At 68.0% G+C, this 25,911-nt stretch carries 19 protein-coding genes; 6 read left to right on the forward strand and 13 right to left on the reverse strand.

Features of this window, described 5'->3' with window-relative positions; translation table 11 throughout:
* Positions 1 to 399: 399 nt before the first annotated feature.
* The 10 genes from DCN14_RS01345 to DCN14_RS01390 all read right to left on the reverse strand — a co-directional run bounded on the left by DCN14_RS01345 (position 400) and on the right by DCN14_RS01390 (position 13,178).
* On the reverse strand, positions 400 to 1,437 hold the full coding sequence (locus DCN14_RS01345; protein ID WP_096500653.1) for an acyltransferase: 1,038 nt from the start codon (positions 1,435 to 1,437) through the stop codon (positions 400 to 402).
* On the reverse strand, positions 1,434 to 2,528 hold the full coding sequence (locus tag DCN14_RS01350; RefSeq protein ID WP_240327232.1) for a hypothetical protein: 1,095 nt from the start codon (positions 2,526 to 2,528) through the stop codon (positions 1,434 to 1,436). The genes DCN14_RS01345 and DCN14_RS01350 overlap by 4 nt, the downstream gene beginning before the upstream one ends.
* Positions 2,518 to 3,810 carry an oligosaccharide flippase family protein gene (locus DCN14_RS01355; protein WP_096500651.1) on the reverse strand — a complete coding sequence of 431 codons (1,293 nt, stop codon included), beginning with the start codon at positions 3,808 to 3,810 and terminating at the stop codon, positions 2,518 to 2,520. Before DCN14_RS01355 ends, DCN14_RS01350 begins: the two co-directional genes overlap by 11 nt.
* The gene (locus DCN14_RS01360) at positions 3,804 to 4,976 is read right to left on the reverse strand and encodes a polysaccharide pyruvyl transferase family protein (RefSeq protein ID WP_096500649.1); all 1,173 of its coding nucleotides are present in this window, start codon (positions 4,974 to 4,976) and stop codon (positions 3,804 to 3,806) included. The genes DCN14_RS01355 and DCN14_RS01360 overlap by 7 nt, the downstream gene beginning before the upstream one ends.
* Positions 4,973 to 6,211: a glycosyltransferase gene (locus tag DCN14_RS01365; RefSeq protein WP_096500647.1), complete on the reverse strand. Its 1,239-nt coding sequence runs from the start codon at positions 6,209 to 6,211 to the stop codon at positions 4,973 to 4,975. The genes DCN14_RS01360 and DCN14_RS01365 overlap by 4 nt, the downstream gene beginning before the upstream one ends.
* The gene (locus DCN14_RS01370; protein WP_096500645.1) at positions 6,208 to 8,499 is read right to left on the reverse strand and encodes a polysaccharide biosynthesis tyrosine autokinase; all 2,292 of its coding nucleotides are present in this window, start codon (positions 8,497 to 8,499) and stop codon (positions 6,208 to 6,210) included. Before DCN14_RS01370 ends, DCN14_RS01365 begins: the two co-directional genes overlap by 4 nt.
* Positions 8,496 to 8,993: a low molecular weight protein-tyrosine-phosphatase gene (locus DCN14_RS01375; RefSeq protein WP_096500643.1), complete on the reverse strand. Its 498-nt coding sequence runs from the start codon at positions 8,991 to 8,993 to the stop codon at positions 8,496 to 8,498. Before DCN14_RS01375 ends, DCN14_RS01370 begins: the two co-directional genes overlap by 4 nt.
* Positions 8,990 to 10,141 carry a polysaccharide biosynthesis/export family protein gene (locus DCN14_RS01380; RefSeq protein WP_096500641.1) on the reverse strand — a complete coding sequence of 384 codons (1,152 nt, stop codon included), beginning with the start codon at positions 10,139 to 10,141 and terminating at the stop codon, positions 8,990 to 8,992. The genes DCN14_RS01375 and DCN14_RS01380 overlap by 4 nt, the downstream gene beginning before the upstream one ends.
* A gap of 52 nt (positions 10,142 to 10,193) precedes the next feature.
* Positions 10,194 to 11,606, reverse strand: a complete 1,413-nt coding sequence (locus DCN14_RS01385) for an undecaprenyl-phosphate glucose phosphotransferase (RefSeq protein ID WP_096500639.1) — start codon at positions 11,604 to 11,606, stop codon at positions 10,194 to 10,196.
* A 555-nt stretch (positions 11,607 to 12,161) separates the two neighbouring features.
* Positions 12,162 to 13,178, reverse strand: coding sequence for a 1-aminocyclopropane-1-carboxylate deaminase (locus tag DCN14_RS01390; RefSeq protein WP_096500637.1), 1,017 nt, complete (start codon positions 13,176 to 13,178; stop codon positions 12,162 to 12,164).
* A 191-nt stretch (positions 13,179 to 13,369) separates the two neighbouring features.
* Between DCN14_RS01390 and DCN14_RS01395 the strand changes: the two genes are divergently transcribed.
* The gene (locus DCN14_RS01395; protein WP_096500635.1) at positions 13,370 to 13,870 is read left to right on the forward strand and encodes an Lrp/AsnC ligand binding domain-containing protein; all 501 of its coding nucleotides are present in this window, start codon (positions 13,370 to 13,372) and stop codon (positions 13,868 to 13,870) included.
* Positions 13,871 to 14,136: 266 nt separating this feature from the next.
* Here DCN14_RS01395 and mdeB read toward each other — a convergent pair whose 3' ends face one another.
* Positions 14,137 to 16,884 carry an alpha-ketoglutarate dehydrogenase gene (gene mdeB, locus DCN14_RS01400; protein ID WP_096500633.1) on the reverse strand — a complete coding sequence of 916 codons (2,748 nt, stop codon included), beginning with the start codon at positions 16,882 to 16,884 and terminating at the stop codon, positions 14,137 to 14,139.
* Positions 16,885 to 17,048: 164 nt separating this feature from the next.
* Here mdeB and DCN14_RS01405 point away from each other — a divergent pair, with 164 nt between their 5' ends.
* From DCN14_RS01405 to DCN14_RS01415, 3 genes are all read left to right on the forward strand, one after another.
* Positions 17,049 to 17,576, forward strand: a complete 528-nt coding sequence (locus DCN14_RS01405) for an Lrp/AsnC family transcriptional regulator (RefSeq protein WP_096500631.1) — start codon at positions 17,049 to 17,051, stop codon at positions 17,574 to 17,576.
* Between the two features lie 245 nt (positions 17,577 to 17,821).
* The gene (gene poxB / locus DCN14_RS01410; protein ID WP_096500629.1) at positions 17,822 to 19,543 is read left to right on the forward strand and encodes a ubiquinone-dependent pyruvate dehydrogenase; all 1,722 of its coding nucleotides are present in this window, start codon (positions 17,822 to 17,824) and stop codon (positions 19,541 to 19,543) included.
* Positions 19,544 to 20,054: 511 nt separating this feature from the next.
* Positions 20,055 to 20,645, forward strand: coding sequence for a methyltransferase domain-containing protein (locus DCN14_RS01415; protein ID WP_096500627.1), 591 nt, complete (start codon positions 20,055 to 20,057; stop codon positions 20,643 to 20,645).
* A gap of 62 nt (positions 20,646 to 20,707) precedes the next feature.
* Here DCN14_RS01415 and DCN14_RS01420 read toward each other — a convergent pair whose 3' ends face one another.
* Both DCN14_RS01420 and DCN14_RS01425 read right to left on the reverse strand, forming a co-directional pair.
* The gene (locus DCN14_RS01420) at positions 20,708 to 21,844 is read right to left on the reverse strand and encodes an acyltransferase (protein WP_096500625.1); all 1,137 of its coding nucleotides are present in this window, start codon (positions 21,842 to 21,844) and stop codon (positions 20,708 to 20,710) included.
* Between the two features lie 412 nt (positions 21,845 to 22,256).
* A complete protein-coding gene (locus tag DCN14_RS01425) occupies positions 22,257 to 23,408 on the reverse strand; it encodes a porin (protein WP_096500623.1) in 1,152 nt (383 codons plus the stop codon).
* A 446-nt stretch (positions 23,409 to 23,854) separates the two neighbouring features.
* Here DCN14_RS01425 and DCN14_RS01430 point away from each other — a divergent pair, with 446 nt between their 5' ends.
* Together DCN14_RS01430 and DCN14_RS01435 are read left to right on the forward strand one after the other, a co-directional pair.
* The gene (locus tag DCN14_RS01430) at positions 23,855 to 24,892 is read left to right on the forward strand and encodes an ABC transporter substrate-binding protein (protein ID WP_096500621.1); all 1,038 of its coding nucleotides are present in this window, start codon (positions 23,855 to 23,857) and stop codon (positions 24,890 to 24,892) included.
* A gap of 49 nt (positions 24,893 to 24,941) precedes the next feature.
* The gene (locus tag DCN14_RS01435; RefSeq protein ID WP_096501020.1) at positions 24,942 to 25,907 is read left to right on the forward strand and encodes a proline/glycine betaine ABC transporter permease; all 966 of its coding nucleotides are present in this window, start codon (positions 24,942 to 24,944) and stop codon (positions 25,905 to 25,907) included.
* Positions 25,908 to 25,911 lie beyond the last annotated feature (4 nt).

Consider the following 25,911-nt stretch of genomic DNA (forward strand, 5'->3'; position numbering starts at 1 on the left):
CCGGCAAACCGCAGAGGGCGGTCGACATGCCGACCGCCGCCGGCGCTTGAGTGCGACGGATGAATTGAATATCCCACCCCGGATCGGAAAATGTGGACCGATCTCAAGCATCTGTGCCGGTCCGTTGATATAGGCGGGGATATTACGAAACGGTTGCGGGTGTGGATATTGAACAAGTACGAGCACGCACCCAGGAAACCTCTGTCTTGGATGATTTTTGTCCCGATGTGCGTTCAGCGCGTGCGTCGGCGCATCGGACGGGGATGCGAAGGCAACGATTGTCGTCAGAATATGAAATTCCGACCGGGATTGCGCGCGGTTTCGGATGCCGGCCGATGTTCGAAGCAGCGTGGCCGGCGCGATCCGCACTGCGGGGCTGGCGGCCCGGCGGCGGTGCGTTCAGGTCGCCGCGCGCTCGCGCCGCGGCTGCTTGCGGTGCCCGTTCAACATCGCCAGTATCGGTTTTTCGATCATGACGTGGCATGCGTATCCCGCCGCGCATACGGCGGTCAGGATGGTGATCGCCGTCATGATGCCGAGCGGCGTTCCGGGATCGGTGCGCACGCCTGCGATGCGCGTCGCGATGCCGATCACGTACGGATGCAGCAGATAGATCGAATAGCTGGCCGCGCCGAGCGCCGCTGCGAGCGCGTTCGTGACGGAGCGGCCGTTCAGGTCGAGTGCGACCAGCGCGACGATCAGCACGCACGCCGGTACGCCCCATTCCGCGACGCGCACGAAGCCGGCCGGCGTGCCACCGAGGCACTGAAACAGCGCGATCGCCGCCGCGCTCGCGGCAACGAGCCCGATCCACGCGCGCGGCGCGATGCGGCCGGCGATGCCCGCCGCGAGCGCGCGATGGGCGAGCACGCCGAGACCGAATTCGAGCACGAACGGTTGCCCAAGATGATCGGCAATGGCACTGCGCGTACCGCAGGCCGCGACGTAGATGCAGAACAGTGCAAGCAGCAACGCCGTGAAGACGGTCGCACGGCGGCCGCGTATCAGCAGGAGCGCAAGCGCAACGACGACATAGAACAGCATTTCGTACTCGAGCGTCCAGCCGTTCAGGTTCAGCGGACCCCAATGACCGTTCTCCTTCACGTACGGAACGAACAGCAGTGACTTGACGAGATAGTCGAAGCGTGCGGTCGTCGAATTGAGCCACTGCGGTTGCCATGTCGCGATCGCGTACACGCCGAGCGTCGTCAGCCAGTAAAGCGGCACGATCCGGATCAGCCGCTTGCGGAGGAACGCGCGGCCTTCGCGTGGTGCGACCTCCGACATGATGAAGCCGCTGATCACGAAGAACACGTCGACGCCAGCCTGCCCGGACGGCAGCACGTTCATGTGATAGCCGACGACCGCGAGCGCCGCGCAGGCGCGCGCGCACTGGATATTCGGAAAGAAGGCGCCGGGTCGGCCGAGCAGGGTCATGGGCGGTAACGGGACAGGGAGGAGGGGCGGGGCAGGCCGGTGACGGGAGCCGGCTCGCCGCCTGGACGCAAGCGGCGCGGCAGGCGCGCGTCGAACTGCATCGCGCAGAACAGCGCGACGCTCGACAGGTGACGCGTATAGCTGCCGAGATCGGGCTCGAACAGCATGGATACGGCGACGTGGCCGACGACGAGGCCCGCGAGCAGATCGGCGGGAGCCAGTGCGTTGCCGCGCCCGTGTCGCCATGCGGCGGCCAGCGCGATCCATACGAACGCCTGCATCGCGAGCTCTTTCGGCCCGGGCATGAAGAGTACCGGCAGATTAAGGCGCAGCACGCCGTACGCATAGTTCGCGCAGAACGCCAGGAACGAATCCGGTGGCAACGGGTTGCGGAAACTCGTGCGCGCGCCGAACGGCGAGCCGTATGCGAGATAGTCGGCCGCCATGTCGCGCGGATGTTGCAGCAGGTAGTACGCATCGTTCGGCAGCAGGAACAGCGCGACCGGCACGGCAAGCGCCAGTGCTGTCCTGCCGCGCCACGATGCGCGCCGAAACAGCAGCACGGCGAGCGCGAGCGCGAGGACCAGTGCGAAATAGCCGCGGACGAGCAGCGCGTAGCCGCCGTACAGCGCGACGGCCACGGCGAGCGTTGCAATTGTCGAGCGGCGTCGCGCGACGCCGCTCAGCACGATCGCCATCAGGACGACGATCGTGTCCTTGCTCGCGACGAACAGGTTGAAGAACACGCAGGGCGCGAGCAGGACGATGCACGCCGCGAGCGAGCCTGCGCGCCTGCCGTGGCCGAGCATGCGCCAGATGCATAGCGCGCCGACGGCGGCCACGAACAGGTGCGTGCCCGTTGTGCCGAGCGCGGCGTAGAACTTGGCCACCGCGTCGAACGACGTGCCTTCGTAGGTGTTCGCGCCGCCGATCTGGCTCTGGATTTTCTCGGCGTCCCGGAACACGAATTCCGGCAGGAGCGCGCCGGCCTTGGCATAGATGATCCAGTACGCGAGCACGGCCAGCGCGGCGATCGTGCGGGTGATCCCGGTACTGAGCCGCGGGCCGGCGCGCAGCAGTTTATCCAGCATGTGATGCCCCTTCCATCGCCCGATCGGCGCGTCGTGCGCCGGTGCGGCGCACGACGATCAGCGCGAGCGCGGCGGCGATGGCGATGCTTGCCACGAGGTGCGCGAGCGCCGCGCCTTCGGCGCCCGACATGTCGATCAGATGCCGGGCGACCGGCACGTAAAGCAGCGCGAGCCCCGCCATCGCAGCGAGCACGATGCCGCCGGCACGCAGCGCGATCGCGGCACTCCACAGAACGTCGGTGGCCGCACGCAGCACGAACGAGACCAGCAGCACCGCGAGCAGTGCGACCTGGTCCGATCCGCCCGGCTCGTGCGCGAGGGCGAACAGTTCGCGATGTACGGCGACGATGCCGGTCGACACGAGCAGCGTCACCGCGGCGCTGGCCGCTACCGCGTGCAGGGTGCGGCGCAGGAACGCGTCGGGCGCGTCGGCGAGCGTGCGCACGAGGCGCGGGCCGGCCGTGACCGCCACCGTCGCGAAGGCGATCGTCTGCACGGCATTCGCGAGCGACCACGCGAATACGTACTGACCGAGCGCATCGGCACCGATGCGGCTGCCGGCGATGAAGCGCTCTGCGTATTGAAGCAAAGACAGGATCACGGCAGCTGCATGGAACGGCAGGCCGTGCCGCCAGATGCTCCACATGCGCCGCGGATGTTGCACGGGAGCCGGCAACCCGATGCCGCGCGTGCGTTGCGCGAACGCACCGATCTGTCGCCATGCGACCGCGACGACGATCGCGTTGGTCGCGATCCACAACGCGAACACGGCCTCGATCGACTGCAGTACGCCGGTGAGCAGGCCGGCGCATGCGAGGCCCGACCACGCGCCGGTGCGCACGAACAGCAGGACCGCGCCGATGCGCGGCCGGTGCAGCGAGAACAGCCAGCCGTTGACTTCGAACGCGGCATGCTCGGACAGTGCGACGAGGAGCACGCACCACGCGAGCGGCGTCGACAGCGCGAACCGGTCGAGCAGCGCGACGACCGCGGTGTTCATGGTCGCGACGGCGAACGCCGCGGCGATCAGCAGGTACAGCGCAGCGTAGCCGATACCCAGTGCGCGTGCGTTGCCGATCGCGTCCAGCGGGTCGGCCTCGCTCAACCTGCGGTTGAGTTCGGGGCCGAAGCCGAGCCCGAGCGCTTTCGACGCGATGACCGACGCGGCGACCGCGAGCCCGTAGGCCGCGACCGCGTCGAAGCCGGCGGTGCGCGCGATGACGATCGTGAGCGCGAACTTCAGGCCGAGTGCCGAGAACCGGAGCACGAGGCGCGTCAGCATCGGGCCGCCCGGCCGGTGCGAAGGGCGACGCGCAGTGCGTCGATCACGCGGGTGCGCGCCGTGCGGATCGGTGCGAGGCCGGCGCTCGCGGCGGACCAGAATGCCGTCGTCGCACCGGGCGCGAACAGCGTCGCGGTCACGCACGAGGGATCGAAATCCGCGCCGTTGACGACCCAGTCGTCGAGCCGCAGGTCCGCATACGCGCCGAACCCCTTGCGTTCGTAGCTGACGTGGAAGGCCGGCACGCCATGCAGGATCGATTCGAGCGCGCCGTGCAGCCGGACCGATATCGTTGCATCGGGCCGGTCGTGCTCGAGCAGTGTCTTGAACGGAACGAGGGTGTCCCGGATGCCGAGGCCCTGGTAGTAGGCGAGATCGTCGTTGCCGCGCCCGGTGCTCTGGACCGCGAAGCTGACCCGGCACGATTCGCGAACCTGCTCGACGAGCCGGGCGATCGCCGCGTCGTAACGGTTTCGCCGCGCCGTGCTCCACGCGGGCGCACGGCGCAACACGAACGCAACATGGCGTATCGGGCCGTCGGCGTGCGTGGCGCGCTGCACGATCGTATCGTGACGATGCGCGAAATCGAGCACCGCCAGGTCGGGCGCACGCCGCACGTTCGGATGCGCGGCAAGGCACGCCGCGGAACGATCGTCGCGAACGAACACCGTGTCGAAGGACGCGAGCAGCGCCTGCAGGTGCGCGTCGACAGGGCGTGCCGACATCACCGGGCCGATGCTCTGCGGCAGGTAGACGGCCGGCTTGCCGGACGCACGGGCGACGCGCATCTGCAGCAGATGGCCCGCTTCCAGCTTGAGCGCTTCGAGGGCGTTGCGTGCACGCAGGTAGCCGCCGCCGACGCCGACGATCAGGTCGACCTCGTCGAGGAGTTCGCCCAGCGGGCGCAGCCGGCCGTTGGCGCGCACGTGCAGCACGGCGCCGGCCGCGGCGGTCAGCCGGCGCCAGCCGCGATCCGCGAGGACGGGCGCTGCGCGCACGTCGTCATAGGCGGGGAACGATGCGGGGTCGGCGGCGACGATCGACACGCGAGCCGTGTCGCCGAAGGCCTCGCGCAGCAGTCCGACGGACAGGTCGACGAGCAGGCCGTCGCCCGAGTTGCGCGTGCTGTACGCATGCAGCAATGCGATATGAGGCGATGACGTCATGCGGTTTTTCCTTGCGCGACGAGTGCGCGATAGAGATCGAGCGTGCGCCGGACCATCGTCGCGGCCGAGAACGGAGCGAGCGCCGCCGCGCAGTTGGCACGCATGCGATCGCGTTGCGCCGTTTCGTCGGCGAGTGCCACGACGGTGCGCGCGAACGACGTCGTGTCGTCCTCGTTCGGCACGACGATGCCGATGCCGTACGCATCGATCAGCTCGGCCGCACCGGCAACGCGCGACGCGACGATCGGCACGCGTGCGGCCATCGCTTCGAGGCATACGTACGGAAAGCCTTCGTAGCGACTCGGCAGCGCGAACAGGTTGAATGCGGAGAAGTAGCGGCTCGCGCGCTCGACAGCGCCCGCGACGTGAAGGTTCGGCGGCAGATACTCGGCCTCGGGGCCGGCCGCTGCATTGAAATCGCCAGGGCCGATCGCGACGAACTGCACGCTGCGCCCGCACCGGCGATAGACGCCGCGTGCGATCCGCACGAGCCGGTCGGCGCCCTTCTGATGGTCGAAGCGACCGACGAAGCCGACGACGATCGCGTCGTCGGGCAGGCCGAGCGCCTGCCGCGCGTCGCGTCGCGGCATCGTGTCCGGCGGCTTGACGCCGTTGACGATCGTCGTCACGCGGTGAGCGGGGATGCCGAGCACGTCGTGAAGATGCCGTGCCTCGTCACGCGATACCGCGATGATCCGGTGCGTGCACAGCCGGCCGAGCAACCGCTCGATCGTGCCGTAGAAGCGGCGCTGCGTATCGGTCAGTGACGGATTGAGCGTGTAGACGGCATGCGGCGTATAGACCTGCCGCCATGGCCCGACGCACAGGCGCGCGATCGCACCGGCCTTCGAGCTGTGGCTGTGCACGATATCCGGCCGGATATGCAGCAGGCAGCGATAGACGCGCGCGACGGCCAGCGCATCGCGCCAGCCCACGGCCCGCTGCATCGGGATGCGATGCACGCTCGCGCAACGGGACAGCACGCGTTCGTCGAGGATGCGCTCGTCGAAGCGTGCGCCGTCGGGCACGATCAGGTGCAATTCGACGCCGTCGGTCGCACCCAGCCCGTCGATCAGGTCGGCGAGATGGACGGCCACGCCGCCGCCGGCGGCTTCCACGACGAACGCGATGCGCAGTCGCGGCGAGCGTTGGGCGCGTGTGTCGGCGATGTGTGGAACCGCAGCATGACGGGTTGCGCCGGCGGCGGCGCGTTCGAGGCGACGGATTTCGCTCATCGTGCGCCTCCGCGATGGAAGCGGGAGAGGCAGGCCCGCAGCGCGCGCCGGACCGACGAGCCGGCGCGGTCGCCCGGCGGCCCGTAGCGGTACTGCGCATAGCGATACGCGCCGTAACGCGAACCGTAGCGGCCCGTGCGCGGGTCGACGCCGTTGAGCACCGCACCGCTCGCCGCGACGCCGTTGTGCGCGAGGCGGCGGCCGGCTTCGCCGAGTTCGGCGATGCGGGTCGATGCCGCGCGCGCGACGAGCAGGATGGTGCCCGCATGCCGGCCGAGCGCGACTGCGTCGCTGACGGCGAGAATCGGCGCCGCGTCGATCACGACGCGGTCGTAACGCGACGACAGCGTAGCGAGCAGCGCCGCGATGCGATCGTCGACGAGCCATTGCGCCGGATGCCCGGGAAGCGTGCCGGTCGCGATGAAATCGAGATTCGGGAGCACGTTGCGGTGGATCGTGTCCGCCGGGGTCATGGCCCCGGCCAGCAGCTCGGCGAAACCCGATTCGCGCGGGATACCCAGCGATTCATGCAGATAGCCCTTGCGCAGGTCGCCGTCGACGAGCAGCACGCGTTCGCCGCCGGCGGCCAGCAGTGCAGCGAAATTCGCCGCGACGAACGATTTGCCCGCGCCCGGTACGGGTCCCGTCAGCATCAGGACGTTGTTGCGCGCGCCCTGCATCGCGAAGCGCAGCGCAGTGTGCAGGCTGCGCAGGCTTTCGACCGCGGGGTCGTGCGGATCGAGCGCGCTCAGCAGGTGCGGCGCGGGCAGGCGTTGCGCGATGCGTCGTGCGATGCGCCGCTGGCCGGCCGAATCGGGAATGGTCGCGTAGACGTCGATACCGAGATGCCGCTCGATCTCGTCGGCATCGCGTACCCCGCCGGACAGGTAGTCCCGAACGAACGCCAGCGCGACGCCGAGCACGAGGCCGACCAGCGCCGCCGCGACGATCACGACGGGCCGGTTCGGACGGACGGCGTCCTCCGGCACGACCGGCATGTCGACGATCCGCACGCTGCCGGTCTTGCCGGCCCTGACCAGTTCGAGCTGCTGCGCGTTGGCGAGCAGTGCCGTATAGAGATCGGTATCGACCTTCACGTCGAGCATCAGTCGCACCGCGTCCTGCTGCAGGTCGGGCAGGCTGCGCACACGGTGTTCGAGCGCCTGCCGTTCGCGCGCGAGCGTCGCGATCTGCGCATCGAGCGCGATCATGTCGGGATGGCCTGCCGCGAAGCGCGACGCCATCTCGTCGCGCTTTTGCTGCAATTCGAGCTGGCGCGTCGCCGTGTCGGCCGATTGCTGCAGGAGCAGCGTGGCTTCCGCGTCGAGATCGATCGTGCCGTTCGCGTTGCGCAGGTTGGTATAGCGCTGCTCGGCATCCTGAAGCTGCTTCTTGAGTACCGGCAACTGCGCATTGAGGAATACGAGCGATTGCGCGGCATCGGCGGACTTGCGCTCGATATGCTGGCGAATGTAGTGGTTCGCGATAGCCTGAAGCTGTGCCTGCACGCGCTGCGGATCGGTGCCGCGCAACGTCGCGACGATGACGCCCGACTGTTTGAGTTTCTCCTGAACATCGAGCCCGCGGCGCAGCATGTCGATCGTCTCGGCGCGCGATTCGCGCACCAGCGTGAAGCGGGTGCCCGGTAGCGCGTCGAAGCGCGCGACGTCGATCGCGACCGGACCGTCGGCAGTCTCGAATACCCACGGGCGGCCGATCGTGCCGGTGACGGGCGCGGGCAGCGCGGCGCCGGCGAGCCGGTAGCGACCGGCGTCGAGCATCGACAACTCGAAGCGTTCGCCTTCGAACGCCTTCGGCACGTCGAAGCGCGTGAGCTCGGCCGACTCGTGACCCCACGCGTAGCCGCCCAGCCCGAACACACCGGGGCGTGCAATGCCGGGGTGGAAGCGCGATACGAATTCGCCGACGGCAGGGAAGCGCTTCGGTTGCACGACGATGTAGCTGCGCAAGTCGTCGACCGCGCGCGTGACGACGAGCCGCGACGCGAGAATCTGCGCTTCCGCCGACGCGCTCGACTTGATGTCGAACAGCGACGACACGTCGCCGAGCATGCTCCTGGCGGCGGACGTGTCGCCGCTGTCCTCGACCTGCACCATGATGTCGGCCTGGTATTGGCGATGCGCAAGGAATGCGTACAGCGCACCTGCGCCGACGCAGGCCGCGGTAACGATGGCGATCAGCCAGCGCCGGGAAACGAGCACATCGATCGCGCCGGCAAGATCGAGTTCGGCGTCGCGATCGCGCTCGCGAGAGGGAGTGGAGGTCATCGGTTCGACTCGGAATGCGAAGAATGGGGGGAAGGCAGCGGCGCGATGCGCGCGCACCACGCGTCGACGCCGCGCTCGATGAGCCGCAGGCTGTGCTCGAACGACGCGCGCGGGCCGAGATACGGATCCGGAACGTCGAAGCCGGACGGCAGACCGGCCGCAGAATCGGGCAGGCCGAGCCTGAACACGCGGCCGCGCAGCGCCGGGACGCACTGCTCGAGCCAGCGTTTCTGCGGCAGGTCCATCGTCAGGATCAGATCGGCGCGCGTGCCGAGCGCCGGCGGCAGGCGGCGTGTGCGATGCGCGGCAATGTCGAAGCCGCGCGCGCGCATCAGGTGAACGGCATGCGGATCAGCAGGCTGGCCGTCGCGCGCGCCGATGCCGGCCGACTGCACGTCGATGCCGGGCAGGCGCGCACGAAAGAGCGCCTCGGCCATCGGGCTGCGGCACAGGTTGCCGATGCACACGACGAGCACGGTGGCGACGGGCATCATTTGACGGCGAGCGCGGCGGCCGCGCTGGTATTGACGCCCGGCAGCAGCAGGCTGAGCACGCGGCTGAAGCGCACGAGACCGTTGCCGTCGACATAGACGATGTCCTTCGGCTGCAGCTCGAATTCGTTGGCGAGCACCATCGACACCGGCGAGCGCGCGTCGAGATGGAACACCTGCGGTTGGTCCGTGCCCGAGCCCCGGATCACGAACATCTGCGCGGTGTCGGCCGTACCGGCGTTCACGCTGCCGGCCTGGGACAGCGCATCGGACAGCGTGAGACGCCCGTCGCGCAGCGGTACCGCGCGCGCCGGCTTGTTGACTTCGCCCATCACGTACACGCCGTAGTCGCTGCGGGCGGGTACGTGCAGGAGATCGCCGGCCGCAAGAACGACGTCGGCCGGGTTGGTGCCTTGCCGGAACATCCGGCTCAGGTCGAGCGAATAGGTCTCGCCGTCGCGCACGAGCGTCATGCGGCTCTGGTCGGCGCTCTGGCTCAGGCCGCCTGCGCGGCCGAGCGCTTCGTAGAGCGTCATCGGCACGTCGTTGATGGGCTGCGCGCCCGGCGTGCGAACCTCGCCGTCGATGTAGACCTGCTGCGAGCGAAACGATGCGACCCGCAGCGTGACCTGTGGATTGCGATAGACGCGTGCCAGCGCTGCGGCAATCCGGGCCTGGGCCGCGTCGGCGGTCAGGCCGGCCACCTGCACGTTGCCCGCGAACGGAAACGACAGGTTGCCGCGCGGATCGACGACGAAGCCGGCCACGGGGTCGGCCGCGCGTGGCGTTCCCTGCGGCGCGGCGCCCTGCGCGGCGGCCAGTTCGGGGTGGTCCCAGACCGTGACCTGCAGCACGTCGCCGGCACCGATGCGGTACGGGCCCGCCGGTGCGCCCAGCCGGTCGGACTGGATGTCCCACCGGTGCGCCGCCCGGGCGTCGAGCTCGCGGATCAGGCCGGCGTCGATCCGCGTCATGCGGAACGGCGGCGCGCCGTCAGCGGCAGTGTCGCCGGTTGGGTCGGGCGCGGTGCTCATGCGCATGCCCGGCGCGAATGCGCAGGCCGACAGCGCGATGCATAGCGTCACGGTCAGCAGCCCGCGCGCGACGAACGGAGGTGCGAAGTCGCTCCGCGCGTTCAGTGCGATTTTCATGTGCAATCCTTATCGTTGATCGGCGGCCGTGCAGGCAGGCGCCGCGTGCGTGTCAGTACGCGTTGCTGTGGGTCCAGCCGTTCAGCGCGGTGGCCACGACGATGCGCATGTCGAATGCGAACGACCAGTTGCGCAGGTAGTAGAGATCGGCTTCGACGCGGCGCTGCATCTTCTCGACACGATCGGTTTCGCCGCGCAGGCCGTTGATCTGCGCCCAGCCCGTGATGCCCGGCTTCACGCGATAGCGATGGATGTAGCCGTCGACGATCTTCCGGTACAGGTCGTCGTGTTCGAGCGCATGCGGACGGGGCCCGACGACGGACATCTCGCCGCGCAGCACGTTGATGAACTGGGGGAATTCGTCAAGGCTCGTGCGGCGCAGGAAAGCACCGATTCGCGTAATGCGCGGATCGTCGCGTGTGGCCTGCCTGACCGGGCCGCCGCCGTCGTGAAGCCGCATCGTGCGGAACTTGAGGATCGTGAACGCCTTGCCGTTGGCGCCCGTGCGCTGCTGCCGGAACAGCACGGGCCCCTTCGACGAGAGCCGGATCGCCAGCGAGATCGCGAGCAAAAGCGGTGCGGTGCAGGTCAGGACGGCAGCCGCGAACAGCCGGTCGAAGATGACCTTCTGCAGCAGCGCGCGAGACGACAGCGGCGACGCGACGAGATTGATCGCGGGTGCGCCGACCAGATCGGTCATTTCGCCGTCGAACATCGCGAGCTTGCTGACATCCGGTATGAGCCGGATGTTGACGAGATCGTCGCGGAACGCGTCGAGCACGGCCATCACGGTGCGGGCCTCATCGATCGGCAGCGCAAGCCAGATTTCCGGAATCGCATGGTCGCGGACATGCTGCGCGAACGTGTCGAGCGCGCGAAAAGACGGCACATCGACGTCGTGGCCACGCGTCACGACACCGAAGTCGAGCATCGCCGCCGCACGAAAGCCGGCTGCGGGCAATTGGCCGATGCGCTCGAGCAGCGCGTCGCGATGCGAGCCTGCGCCGACGATCGCGACGCGGCGATCACCGTCGTGGGGGCGTGCGATTCGGTCGAGCGTCGAATGGGCCACGAGCCGCGAGGCGATGAGTGCGATGCCGCTCATGGCGGTCCACAGCAGGTGCCAGTACGGCGAAACGCTTAGTGCGGGAGGAAGGGCCCGCATCACCAGTGCGGCGCCGGCCTGGGCGAGCAGCCATGCGAATACGGTGACGGCCGCGGCGCGGTACTTCGACTGGCCGGGCTGCGCGTGGTAAAGGCGGAATGCGGGGAACAGTATCAGTGTGAACGTCGCCGCGCAGGCCACGTTCGCGAGTTCAGCGGCTCCGCCGCTTTCCGGGGCCGGCAGAACCAGCGTTGCGGCCAGCGCGCAGGCCGAAATCAGTACGACGTCGGATGCCCGTGCAATTGATCCCCCGGCGTTCTGCGGCGCGCGGGCGGGTCGTACTTCGAAAGACGTATCCATATACCCAGTTGTTACCTTGTGTTTGATCTTGCGTCGGCTGTCGCCCGGATTCAGCGCGCAAGATCGTGCAAACGGCGAATGCCGGATGCAGCGGTTTCATTGCGCGGAATTGACAATCGATGGACGGTGACGCTGCTTGACCTGCCGTCGGGCGGATGCGTTGCGCCGACGTTTTGGGGTTCGCATTCGCATGGCGCGAATGTTTGCGAAACGTTGCGATCGAATTGACCGGGTCAATTTTCGGTAAGTGGGGTACCGATTTAAATAGAACGTCTACTAAATAGGGCTGCAGGATGTTCGTACACGTACGAATGATTTCGAATCAATCCGCATCGACGAATTTTTTCGACGAGAAAGTTCGAAGCGCTGCGAGCAGGCGCCGGGATTGGCGCGGGTGCTCGAACGTAGCGGAAGGGGCGCAGGCAGGGACGGGAAGGACGCGCGCAGGATGCGCCGAATCGCAAATGACCGCGGCCCGATGCGGACAATCGCCGCCCGGGCCGGCTTTACCTCACGGCGCGCACGAACGCGCGCCGGACCGACATCGACCGGACATCAGCCGTTGCGGAAGATCTCCGAATACGCGCTCAACGCGGGCACCCCGCCGAGATGCGCATAGAGCACCTTCGATCCCGGCTCGAATTCGCCGAGGCGCACCTTGTCGATCATTCCGTGCATCGATTTCCCTTCGTAGACGGGGTCGGTCAGCATGCCTTCCAGCCGCGCGCACAGACGAATCGCGTCCAGCGTGCCGTCGTTCGGCAGCCCGTATTCCGGCCCGGCATAGCGCGTGTCGAGCACCACATCCTTTTCGTCGATGTCGCGGCCGAGGCCCACTAGTTCGGCCGTATGCCGCGCGATGCGCGTGATCTGTTCGTGCGTGCGTTCGGGCGTCGCCGACGCGTCGATGCCGATCACGCGATCCGCGCGCCCGTCGGCCGCGAAGCCGACGACCATCCCCGCCTGCGTGCTGCCCGTGACCGAGCAGACCACGACGTAATCGAACTTGAACCCGAGTTGCGCTTCCTGCTCGCGCACTTCTTCCGCGAAGCCGACGAACCCGAGGCCGCCGAGCGGATGTTCGGAACACCCGGCCGGAATCGGATACGGCTTGCCGCCGGCCTGCCGCACGCCCTCCATCGCTTCTTCCCAGCTGCGGCGAATGCCGATGTCGAAGCCGTCCGACACGAGCCGCACGTCGGCGCCCATCATCCGCGACAACTGGATATTGCCGACGCGGTCGTACACCGGATCTTCGTAGTTGACCCAGTGCTCCTGCACGAGCACGCACTTCATCCCGAGATGCGCGGCGACGGCCGCGACCTGGCGGGTCTGGTTCGACTGCACGCCGCCGATCGACACGAGCGTGTCGGCGCCTTGCGCGAGCGCGTCGGGGACGAGGTATTCGAGCTTGCGCGTCTTGTTGCCGCCGAACGCGAGGCCGCTGTTGCAGTCCTCGCGCTTCGCATACAGCTCGACCTTGCCGCCGAGATGCGCGCTCAGGCGCTTGAGCGGCTGGATCGGCGTCGGGCCGAACGTGAGCGGATAACGGGGGAAACGTTGCAGATTCATCGACAAGCTCCGAAGGGCGGTGGGCGGGAAACCGGATCGGTCGGGCGCGGCGTGCGGCCCGTGTTCCGATGGAAAAATGATAGGCAGGACCGCGAGAAATGAGCTTGCGAAATAAATCGTGAAGACCTACGTTATCGATGAGGTATGAATGAATGGAATAATTTTGATTCGTGAAATCGACAGGAGACGCAATGAAATTAGATCGCGGTAACGCGGCGCCGGCCGACGCCGCGCCGGCGCTCGATCGCATCGACCGCGCGATCCTGCGGCAACTGCAGCAGGACGCGTCGATCTCGAATGTGAGCCTCGCCGCGAAGGTGAAGCTGAGTGCGCCGGCGTGCCTGCGCCGTGTCGAGCGATTGAAGGAAACGGGGCTGATCCGCGGCATCGTCGCGCTGCTCGATCCGAAGCCGCTCGGCGCCGGGATGCTGGTCGTGATCGGCTTCGTGCTCGATCGTTCGACGCCGGAGGCGTTCGCCGAATTCGAGAAGGCCGCGCAGAAAGTGTCGGGATGCGTCGAATGCCACGTGGTGACCGGCGAGTTCGACTACTTCATGCTGGTGCGCACGCGCGACAACGAGAGCTTCAACCGGCTGCACGCCGATCAGCTGCTGTACCTGCCCGGGGTGCGGCAGGTGCGCTCGTTCATGGTGCTCAAGGAGATTCTGTCGACGCATGCGCTGCCGTTGTAGCGCGTGGTGATGGAGCAGGGCTTGTCAGCCGTTGTGCACGGCGCGATGCGTGCCGCGCGTGTGATTTTTATTTGCCGCATGCGACTGCGGCATTGCTCCAACCTTCCGCATGCGCTGGAATACGGGCGTCGCTTTATCCGCTCATGCTCCGTGACTTGCCTTGCAAGATCGCTTCGACTTTCTGCCATACGGCGTCACGCGTGGCGTTCGAACTGTCCCGTCCCGTATCCACAAAAGACAGGATGCAAGCAGCGCCGGGCGCGCCGTCAACGTTGCCACGGCGCCGCCCCCGGTTGCTGCTGCACCGTCTTGCCGAGCCGCTCACGCGCTGCGCGCAGGAGGGCCGCATCGAGTTCGCCGTCGTCCGCGAGCGCCTTCAGCGCGGCGAGCACGATGCTCGCGCGATCCACTTCGAAGAACGCGCGCAGTGCATCGCGCGTGTCGCTGCGACCGAACCCGTCGGTGCCGAGCGTCACGTAGCGGCGCGGCACGCAGGCGCGGATCAGCTCGGGCACCGCACGCACGTAGTCGGTCGCCGCGATCACGGGGCCGTGCGTTGCGGCAAGCTGCTGCGTGACATAAGGTGCGACCGCCGCGTCGCCGAGCCGTGACAGCCGCTCGGCTTCCATCCCGTCGCGCTGCAGTTCGCTGAAGCTCGTGACGCTCCACACGGCCGCGTCGATCCCCCAGTCGTCCTTCAGCATCCGCTGCGCGGCGAGCACTTCACCGAGAATCGCGCCCGCGCCGAGCAACTGCACGCGCGCGGCTTCATTCGATGCGCACGGCAGCCGGTGCATGCCCTTCAGGATGCCGTCGCGCCGCGCGGCCGGATCGTCGTCGGGCATCGACGGCTGCGCGTAGTTCTCGTTCGTGACCGTCACGTAATAGAACACGTCGTGCTGCTGCTCGACCATCTCGCGCATGCCGGCATCGACGATGGTCGCGACTTCGTAGGCAAACGCCGGATCGTACGCGCGGCAGTTCGGAATCGTCGATGCGGCGAGGTGGCTGCTGCCGTCCTGGTGCTGCAGGCCCTCGCCGCCGAGCGTCGTGCGGCCCGATGTCGCGCCGACGAGAAAGCCGCGCGAGCGCTGGTCGGCGGCGGCCCAGATCAGGTCGCCGATGCGCTGGAAGCCGAACATCGAGTAGTAGATGTAGAACGGCAGCATCGGCAGGTCGTGCACGCTGTACGCGGTCGCGGCGGCGATCCACGACGACACCGCGCCCGCTTCCGAAATCCCTTCCTCGAGAATCTGCCCGCGCGTGTCCTCGCGGTAGTAGAGCATCGAGCCGAGATCCTCGGGTTCGTAGCGCTGTCCGACCGGCGAATAGATGCCGACCTGCCGGAACAGGTTCGCCATCCCGAAGGTGCGCGCTTCGTCCGCGACGATCGGCACGACGCGCGGGCCCAGCCCGGGATCCTTCAGCAGCGCGCCGAGCATGCGCACCAGCGCCATCGTCGTCGACATCTCGCGGCCCGCCGCGTCCAGCGCGAACGCACCCCAGGCCGGCGTCGGCGGGACGGTCAGCCCCTTCGACGCCGCCATCCGCCTTCTGGGCAGATAGCCGCCCAGGGCAGCCCGGCGAGCATGCAGGTAACGCATCTCCGGACTGTCTTCGGCTGGTTTGTAGAACTTGAGCTGCTCGACGTCGAGATCCGACAGCGGCAACCGGAAGCGGTCGCGGAACGCCTTCAGGTCGTCGACGTCGAGCTTCTTCTGCTGGTGGGTCGTCATCCGCCCCTGGCCGGCCGCGCCCATCCCGTAACCCTTCATCGTCTTCGCGAGGATCACGGTCGGCTGGCCGCGATGCGCGAGCGCGCGCGCATACGCGGCGTGCAGCTTGCGTGCGTCGTGGCCGCCGCGGCGCAGGCGGTCGATCTGAGCGTCGGTGAGCTGCGCGGCGAGCGCTTCGAGCGCCGGGTCGCGGCTGAAAAAGCGCGCGCGGTTGTAGGCGCCGTCGTTCGCGGAGAAGGTCTGGAACTGGCCGTCGACGGTGTCGGCGAACGCGCGCGCGAGCGCGCCGGCGTGGTCGCGCGCGAACAGCGGATCCCAGTCGGCGCCCCACAGCACCTTGATCGTGTTCCAGCCGGCGCCGGCGAACAGCGCCTCGAGCTCGTCGATCACGCGGCCGTTGCCACGCACGGGGCCGTCGAGCCGCTGCAGGTTGCAGTTGATCACGAACACGAGGTTGTCGAGCCCTTCGCGCGCGGCGAGCGACAGCGCGCCGAGCGACTCGGGTTCGTCCATTTCGCCGTCGCCGAAGAAGCCCCATACGGTGCGGCCGCCGGTGTTCGCGAGCCCGCGATGCTGCAGGTAATGCATGAAGCGCGCCTGATAGATCGCGTTGATCGGGCCGATGCCCATCGAACCCGTCGGGAACTGCCAGAAGTCCGGCATCAGCCACGGATGCGGATACGAACACAGCCCGGGGCCGGCGATTTCGCGGCGGTAGTGCGTGAGATGCGCTTCGCCGAGAAAACCTTCGAGGTACGCACGCGCATAGACGCCCGGCGACGAATGCGGCTGGAAGTAGACGAGATCGCCGCCGGCGCCGCTGCCGTCACCGGCGTCGCCGCTGCCGGCCGGCGCCGCGCGGAAGAAATGGTTGAAGCCGGTTTCGAACAGGTCGGACGCCGACGCGTAGCTCGCGATGTGGCCGCCGAGCTCGCCATACGCGCGGTTCGCGCGCACGACCATCGCGAGCGCATTCCAGCGCAGCGCGGCGGACAGCCGCTCTTCGAGCTCGACGTCGCCCGGATAGGGCGGCTGTTCGTGTGCGGCGATCGTGTTCACGTACGGCGTGACGGGGCCGCGCGGCGCCGCGAGCCCGCGGCCGTGCGCATGCGCGGCGAGCCGGTCGAGCAGGTATTGCGCGCGTTCCTTGCCCGCGTGCGCGACGACGGCATCGAGCGACTCCAGCCATTCGGCGGTTTCTTCCGGGTCGGCGTCGGCGTCGGCGTGGGCGAGGCCCGCGCGCCGCGTGGCATCGATACCGTTGGACAGGTCCGTCATCGCAGGTCTCCCGCACACCGCTTCGGGGCGGCGCGCAATCAGTGGCAATCGGTCGAATCATGCTACCCGCCGATCTGCAAAATATGCGTCTGATTTCATTGAGATTTCGTGCGCGGATAGTGTAAATATTCCGGTTGTGGCCACTCTTCCGGAATATTTCGACCATGAGCAGCAACTCCAGGCGGCTCGACCGCATCGACATCGGCATCCTGAACCAGCTTCAGCAGAACGCACGGATCACGAACGCGGAACTCGCGCGCGCGGTGAACCTGTCGGCCACGCCGTGCTTCAACCGCGTGCGCGCGCTGGAGAAGCTCGGGCTGTTCCGCCAGCAGGTCACGTTGCTCGATCCCGAGCCGCTCGGGCTGCGGATCAACGTGTTCATCCAGGTCAGCCTCGAGAAGCAGGTCGAGGACGCGCTGCAGCGGTTCGAGGAAGCGATCTCGCAGCGCCCCGAGGTGATGGAGTGCTACCTGATGTCGGGCGACGCCGACTATCTGCTGCGCGTCGTGATGCCCGACATGCGCACGCTCGAGCGCTTCATCATCGAGCGGCTGACGACGATTCCCGGCGTGTCGAACATCCGGTCGAGCTTCGCGCTGAAACAGGTGCGCTACAAGACCGCCCTGCCGCTGCCGGCGACGGGGCTCACGCTGGTCGACCCGGACGAGTCGGCGTCCGACTGGAGCTGAACGGCGGCCCGGGTTTCGGATTTCGGACGAAGCGCCGACGAAATGATGACGAGCAGGCGACGATTGCCCGACGGTGCCGAAAGGAATGAGCGGTCGCGCGGCGGGCCGCCGCCGCATGGCGGTCACGATGTCTGCGTCGTCGCGACACCGCTCGGGACGATCGCGTATGCTCGTCCCGTCAGCGGCGACGGTGGCTGCCGTGGCCGGATCAATCGTGTGACGACGCATCAACGAGCGAGGGCATCATGGCAAGACAGACGATGGCGGAATACCTGGCGAAGACGCTGGCGGCAGCGGGCATCGAGCGCATCTGGGGCGTGACGGGCGACAGCCTGAACGGCCTGTCGTTCAGCCTGAGCCAGCTCGGCACGATCCGCTGGATGCATACGCGGCACGAGGAAAGCGCCGCGTTCGCGGCCGGCGCGGATGCCGCATCGACCGGGCGGCTCGCCGTATGCGCGGGCAGCTGCGGCCCCGGCAACCTGCACCTGATCAACGGGCTGTACGACTGTCACCGCAATCACCAGCCGGTGCTCGCGATCGCCGCGCACATCCCGTCGACCGAGATCGGCCTCGGCTATTTCCAGGAAACCCATCCGCAAGAACTGTTCCGCGAATGCAGCCATTTCGCGGAGCTCGTGACCAACGCGTCGCAGTTTCCGCGCGTGCTCGCGCGCGCGATGCGCACGGCGATCCAGGCGCGCGGCGTCGCGGTGATCGTGCTGCCGGGCGACATTGCGCTCGGCGACGGCCCGGAAGAAACGCCCGCGTGGAGCGAATCGGCGCCGCCGTCGATCCTGCCGGCGGATGCCGACCTCGACCGGCTCGCGGCGCTGCTCAACGGCTCGGACGCGGTCACGCTGCTGTGCGGCAGCGGCACGCAGGGCGCGCACGACGAAGTGGTCGCGCTGGCCGATACGCTCGGCGCGCCGGTCGTGCACGCGCTGCGCGGCAAGCCGTTCGTCGAATGGGACAACCCGTTCGACGTCGGGATGACCGGGCTGATCGGCTTCAGTTCGGGCTATCACGCGATGGAGTCGTGCGACACGCTGCTGATGCTCGGCACGGACTTCCCGTACCGGCCGTTCTATCCGGCCAATGCGAAGGTCGCGCAGATCGACTGGAAGGGGTCGCAGCTCGGCCATCGCGCGCCGCTCGCGCTCGGGCTCGTCGGCACCGTGAAGGAAACGATCGCGGCGCTGCTGCCGCGCCTCACGCGCAAGACGCAGCGGCGCTTCCTCGAGAACGCGCTGAAGCACTATGCGGCCGCGCGCAAGGGGCTCGACGATCTCGCGGTGGCCGAGCCGCCGGGCCGCGCGATTCATCCGCAGTACCTGACGAAGATCGTCGACGAAGTCGCGGCGGAGGATGCGATCTTCACGGCGGACGTCGGCACGCCGACGCTATGGGCCGCGCGCTACCTGACGATGAACGGCAAGCGCCAGCTGCACGGCTCGTTCAATCACGGCTCGATGGCGAACGCGATGCCGCAGGCGCTCGGTGCGCAAGGCGCGCACCCGGGGCGCCAGGTGGTGTCGCTGTCGGGCGACGGCGGGCTGTCGATGCTGCTCGGCGATCTGCTGAGCGCACGCCAGCTCAACCTGCCGATCAAGATCGTCGTCTACAACAACAGCCTGCTCGGCTTCGTGTCGATGGAGCTGAAGGCGGCCGGCTATCTCGACACGAACGTCGACCTGAGCCCGACCGATTTCGCGGCAATCGCGAAGGGCGCGGGGATTTTCAGCGTGCGCGTCGAGCATTCGGAGAATGTGGAGCACGCATTGCGTACCGCATTCGCGCATGACGGGCCGGCGGTGGTCGACGTCGTCACGTCGAAGTACGAACTCGCGATGCCGCCGAAGATCGAGATCGCGCACGCGAAGGGCTTCAGCCTGTTCATGCTGCGCGCGATCCTGAGCGGGCGCGGCGACGAGATCGTCGAGCTGGCGCGGACCAATCTGCGGTGAGGCCGCGAGGCCGCGAGGCGGCGCGGGTGTCGGGCCCGCGGCCGCATCGGCCGGCACGCGCGGGATGCGGCCCGGCCGGTTTCGAAGGTCGGGCCCGTTTGGAAGCCGTTTGGCGGAAGGCAGCAGGCGTCGAACCTGCCCGGCGCGCTGTTTTCGGATTGGGAGGGCGGGCTGGGCAGGCAACTGACGGCGCTTGCACAGGGCCCGGCCGTCTGTCGCCGTTCCTGGCCCCGCTCGCGAACCGTCGGTCGTGCAACGCGTCGCCTGCGCCGGCCGCTCATTCGCGCACGGCTTTCACGAACAGCCGCAGCGCGGTCGGCGGCCCGGCGCCTCGGACAATCTTCACGTCATCTTAAGTTCGCGTTTCCTAGAATCGTTTCATCGCCGCGCTTCCTGCGGCGGAACGATTCGTCGGGAGGATGCGCATGAAGAAGACCCGGATGGCCGTTGCGTGGCGCGGCGAAGTCGTCGGCACGTCGACGCCGGACGCGCGACAGGGCACGGAGGTTCGATGACCTGGCCGAACGCGTTGCGTGTCTCGGCACTGTTCGTGCGCGAGTGGGTTGGCCGTCCGGCCTCGGTGGGCGCGTTGTGTCCCAGTTCGCGGCATCTGGCGCGCGAGATGGCCGATGCCGTGCCGGATGGCGACGGGCTCGTCGTCGAGCTCGGCGGCGGAACCGGCGCGGTGACGGCGGCGTTGCTCGAACGCGGCATCGCGCCGCGGCGCCTGGTCGTGGTCGAGCGGTCGCCCGCGTTCGTGCGGCATCTGCGCACGCGCTTTCCGGGCATCACGATCGTGTCGGGCGATGCGCGGCAGCTCGAGCGGCTGCTGCCGCCGGCCGCGCGGGTCGACGCGATCGTATCGTGCCTGCCGCTGCGCACGCTGCCGCGCGATGCCGTGACGGCGATCGTCGAGCAGTGCCGGCGCGTGCTGCCGGACGACGGCGCGATGATCCAGTTCACCTACGACTTGCGGGCGCCCGATCGCCACCCGCTGGGCAACTCGGGATGGGTCGCCGCCGAGAGCCGCATCGTGTGGGCCAACATTCCGCCCGCGCGAATCGTGACCATGCGCCGGGCCGACGTCGGGCAGGCAGCGTGACGGCGGTGCGGCGGGGCGCTTTCTTTCCTTTCATCGAGCCTGCGGACGCGCGCGGCTGACGGTCATGCCGCGGCGTCCGGCATGCGCGCCGACGGCCGTGACGCGGCCCGTCTGATGAAGCGGTCGAGCGGCGTTGCGTAGCCGCGCGCGATGGCCGCGCTCAATGCGGCAGACACCATCAGATACGCGACGAGCAACACGAGCTTGCCGTCGCCGTGCATGAGCGACGGCGGCCACGCCGTGCGGAGCGCGCCGAGCACGATCAGGTGGAACAGGTACAGCTCGTAGCTGAGCCGGCCGCTCCAGCGCAGCGGCGCCAGCGCGCGGCCCGGCGTGTTCGTGCCGTTGGCGTGCGCACCGATCAGCAGCACCGCGGTGCCGAGCGCCATCGCGGACACGCCGACGACATGGCTTTCCGAGATCGGCCATGCGAGATAGAGCACGCTCATCGCAATCGCCGTCAGCCCTTGCACGGGCGCCGCGGCGAGCACCTGCCAGCGGGCGCGTGCTGCGAGCAGCGCGGTGCAGCAGCCGATCGCGACGCCGTCGAAGCATGCGAAGTACGCGTAGAGAAATCCGCCTTCGTCGCCCGCATGCGTGAAGCGGTACACGGGACCGATCGCGACGACCGCCGCCCAGAACGCGAACAGCCGCGCTTCGCGGCGCAGTGCGAGGCACAGCAGCGGAAACGACAGGTAAAACACTTCCTCCACCGACAGCGACCACAGCACGCCGAGCGCGTAATTCACCCATCCGGCCGCGCCGATCAGCACGTTCATCCAGAACGTGAGCGACGCGAGATTCACGCGCCAGAACGACACGGCGACGCCTTGCGGCGCGTGATTTTCGAAGATCGGCACGCCGGCCGCGGCCAGCCCGTTGACGAGCGCGAGCAGCAGGAGCAGGCACGGGACGATGCGCGCGATGCGCGACACGTAGAACGCGCGCACGTCGAGCGCGTCGAGGCTGCCCCAGCGGCGGCGCGCATTCGACGTGATCAGGTAGCCGGAGATCACGAAGAACATCGTCACGCCGTAGTTGCCGTTGCGGACCACCGCATGCACGGCCTCCCAGCCGACCACGCGCGCGACGGACGTGTCGCGCAGCGAATACGGGATGTTGAAGTGATGCAGCAGGACCAGCAGGATCGACACGCCGCGCAGTACGTCGATCCGCGCGTTGCGCGGCCCGGTACTCATTGCGGGCGGCCTGGTTGAGCGAACGCGGGCAGCGCCGGGAGAAATGCGTCGCGCGAGCGCAGGCCGGCTTCCGGTTGCCAGTCGAGCAGCGTGATGCGCGCGTGATTCAGGCTCAAGCGAAACTCCATCGGATCGGGGCGGGGCGGGGGTGGGCCGCCCGGAAGCGGCCGATCGTCTGCGCCATGAAAGCCAAGTCCGGCAGCGTGGCCGCCGGAGGTCGAGATGGCCCACAGTGTATCGGCGAAGCACGGGCGGTTGTCCTGTCATCGTTGACGGGGCGCGCACGGCCCGGCGGCCCACTCGTCCGAGCGCGCGCCGAAACAAAAAAACCGCCGGCAGGCATGCGCCTGCGAGCGGGCAAAGACACCGCGGCAGACCGCGCGGGGTGTCGCGTGAAGACGGCGAAACCGCGTCAGAACTTGTGACGCAGCGCGAGACGCACGGCCACCTGATTCGACGTCGACGACGGCGCATCGGTGCCGGGGATGAAGGCCTGGTCGAGGATCGAACCCGTCTTGTCGCCGGCGATGTGCTGGTATGCGGCCTGCACGTACACGTCGGTACGCTTCGACAGGTTGTAGTCGGCCATCAGCCCGACCGAGTGGATCTTCGGCTTCGCGTCGCCGGTCGACGCGTCGTATTTCTCGAGCGACAGCACGTACTGCGCGCCGACCATGAACGCCGGCGTGATCTGGTATGCGCCGTTTACTTCGAAGTTCTGGTACTTGATCGCGCTGACCGTCGCCCCCGGCGCGATGATCGCGCCCGGCGTGCCGAGATAGCCGTTGCCGGTCGGGTTCTTGTAGTTCGAGTTCGTGTACGCGAAGCCGACCGTCGCGGGCCCGAACGTGTAGTTGATGCCCGCGCCGAACACGCGCATGCGCTCGGCGATGTAGCTCGCGTCATTCGACGTGATCGCGCCGGCGGAGCCGTCTCCCGGGTGGTTCGCCTGCAGGTACGCGGCGGCAATCAGCAGCCCGTTGTTCTGGTATTGCGCGCCGAAGCTGTACGCGCGGTTGTCCGAGAAACCCGTGCTGTTGCTGAAGCTGTACGCGCCGCCGAACTGGAAGCCCGCGAAGTTCGGGCTCGCATACTTCACGGCGTTGTCGAGCCGGAACGAGTTGTCGGTGTTGTCGTTGTCGAACGGGTGCGCGAGCAGGTAGCCGCCCCAGTTGCCGTTGGCGGTGGTCGGCGCGAGATAGTCGACGACGGAGTCGTACTGGCGGCCGAAGGTCAGCGTGCCGTACTGCGTCTGGCTCAGGCCGACGTACGCCTGGCGGCCGAACATGCGCCCGCCCTGGCCGAGCCGGCCGCTGTTCACGTCGAAGCCGTTTTCGAGCTGGAAGACCGCTTTCAGGCCGCCGCCGAGATCCTCGTTGCCCTTCAGGCCCCAGCGGCTGCCCTGCGCGTAGCCGCTCGCCATTTCGTAGACGTGGCCGGTGCCGACGTTGTTCGTGTAGTTCAGGCCTTCGTCGATCACGCCGTACAGCGTGACGCTGCTCTGCGCGAATGCGGGCGACGCGAAGGCGGCGGTCACGGCGAGCGCGGTCAGTGTCTTGTTCATTCAGATCTCCGGGTGTCCAGCTTGTATCGGTTGTCGTGAGCGCGTCCGGTGCGGCGCGTCCCGTCATCCTGGGCGAAGCGGCGCGGCGCGCGCGGCGCCGGCCCGCGGGTGCGGCGGCGTGGCGGCGGGCGGCGTCCGGTCCGGTCTCCTCCGATGACACCGCGCATTGTTCCCAAGCCGAAACGGAATCGAAAGCGAGTAATTTCGATGGATGGAATCGGGTTCGCCGATGGGGCGCGCGACGGGCCGCCTCGGCCGCCGGAGCCCGGATCGGGAAAGATTGGCGAACCCGATCGAAATGATCGGAATTACTCGTTTCCCTAAACAAATTGGCGGTTGAAACATGCAGGCTGACCGGACGTGGACGCGGGACATGCACACGTTTTTCGGCCGCCGCGCGCATGCCGCGACGCACAAACAACAGATCAGATTGGAGACGACCCATCATGCAGATTCGACGACTGAAGACAGTCCTTCTCGCCGCCGCGGCGATCCTGTCGGCGCCCGTGGCTCATGCGGCCGCCGGCGCGTGCGCGGACGGCAAGACGGTCCATTTCGCCGGCGTCACGTGGGAAAGCGGATCGTTCTCGACCGAAGTGCTGCGGCAGATCATGGAGAAGGGCTACGGCTGCAAGACCGATGTCGTGCCCGGCAGCACGGCCGCGACGGAAACGGCGCTCGCGCGTAACGATCTGCAGGTGTGGTCCGAGCAGTGGACGGGCCGCAGCGAAATTGTCGCGAAGGCGGTTGCGGCCGGCACCGTCAAGCTCGTCGGCGATACGTTGCCGGGCGGCACGAAGGAGGGCTGGTACGTACCCGAGTACGTGGTGAAGGGCGACCCGGCCCGCAACCTCAAGCCGGTGGCGGCGGGCCTCGCGTCGGTCGAGGATCTGCCGAAGTTCAGGCAGGTGTTCGCGGATGAGGAGGAGCCCGACAAGGGCCGCTTCCTGAACTGCCCGACCGGCTGGGATTGCGAGCGCGTGAATACGCGCCTGCTGCGCGTGCTGAAGCTCGATGCGTCGTACACGAATTTCCATCCGGGCACGGGCGCGGCGCTCGATGCGGCGATCGCATCCGCGTACCAGCGCGGCGCGCCGATCCTGTTCTACTACTGGGGGCCGGCCGCGCTGATGGCGAAATACCGGTTCGTCGCGCTGAAGATGCCCGCGTACAACGAAGCGTGCTGGAAGACGCTGCGCGAAGAGCGTGCGACGAACCCGTGCGCGTCGGCGTACATGGTGTCGCACCTGAAGATCGGGGTGTCGAAGCCGTTTTACGACGCGAATCCCGCGCTCGTGGCGGTGTTCGAGAAGGTCGGCTTCCCGATGGATTTCCTGAACCAGACGATCCTCGACATGACGACGAAGAAGATCGACGGCGCGGCCATGGCGACGCAGTTCCTGAAAACGCGTCCGGACATGTGGAAGCAGTGGGTGCCGGCCGATGTCGCGCAGAAGATCGCGGCCGGCCTGAAGGGCGCGTAACGCGGGCGGCGGCATCATGCGCGCCGTCGCGGCGCGCCGGAGAACGAACATGAACGGCTTCTTCCTGCACCTGTCGATCGCCGACTGGGTGAACGGCGCGGTCGAAACCTTCGTCGCGCGATACGGCGACAGCTTTCACCACGTCAGCGCGCTGCTGCTGCGCTATCTGCTGGTGCCGCTCGAGGGCGTGCTGCGCGTGGCGCCGCCGTGGCTCGTGCTGCTCGTGGTCGGCGCGATCGCGTGGAATGCGACGCGCCGTGCGGGCCTCGGCGCGGTGTTCATGCTGCTGCTTTACGCGATCGGCTGCTTCGGCCTGTGGGACAAGCTGATGCAGACGCTCGCGCTGATGCTCGTCGCGACGGTGCTGTCGGTCGCGATCGGCGTGCCGCTCGGCATTCTCGCGTCGCGCAGCGCGTGGCTGCGCCGGCTGCTGCTGCCGGTGCTCGACGTGATGCAGACGCTGCCGAGCTTCGTCTACCTGATTCCGGTGCTGATGCTGTTTGGCCTCGGCAAGGTGCCGGCGATCCTCGCGACCATCATCTATGCGCTGCCGCCGCTGATCCGGCTGACCGACCTCGGCATCCGCCAGGTCGATCCGGACGTGACCGAGGCCGCGCGCGCGTTCGGCACGACGCGCTGGCAGTTGCTCGTCAACGTGCAGTTGCCGCTCGCGCGGCCGAGCATCATGGCCGGTATCAATCAGACGACGATGATGGCGCTGTCGATGGTCGTGATCGCGTCGATGATCGGCTCGCGCGGGCTCGGCGAGGACGTGCTCGCGGGCATCCAGACGCTCGACGTCGGCAAGGGCACGCAGGCCGGCATCGCGATCGTGATCCTGGCGATCGTCATCGACCGCATCAGCCAGGGCTTCGGCCAGGAGCGGCGCGCGCGGCGGCGGCTTGCGCAGCAGCGCCGGCAGAAGGGCGCGTCGCGCGTGCCGTACCGCCTGCCGCGCAAGGCGGCGCCGTCCGGCACCGATTCGAACCCGCCGGCGCAATCGTCGCGCGCATAGCCAC

Origin of the sequence: Burkholderia sp. IDO3, assembly GCF_003366075.1 — a bacterium.
Taxonomy (GTDB): Bacteria; Pseudomonadota; Gammaproteobacteria; order Burkholderiales; family Burkholderiaceae; genus Burkholderia; species Burkholderia anthina.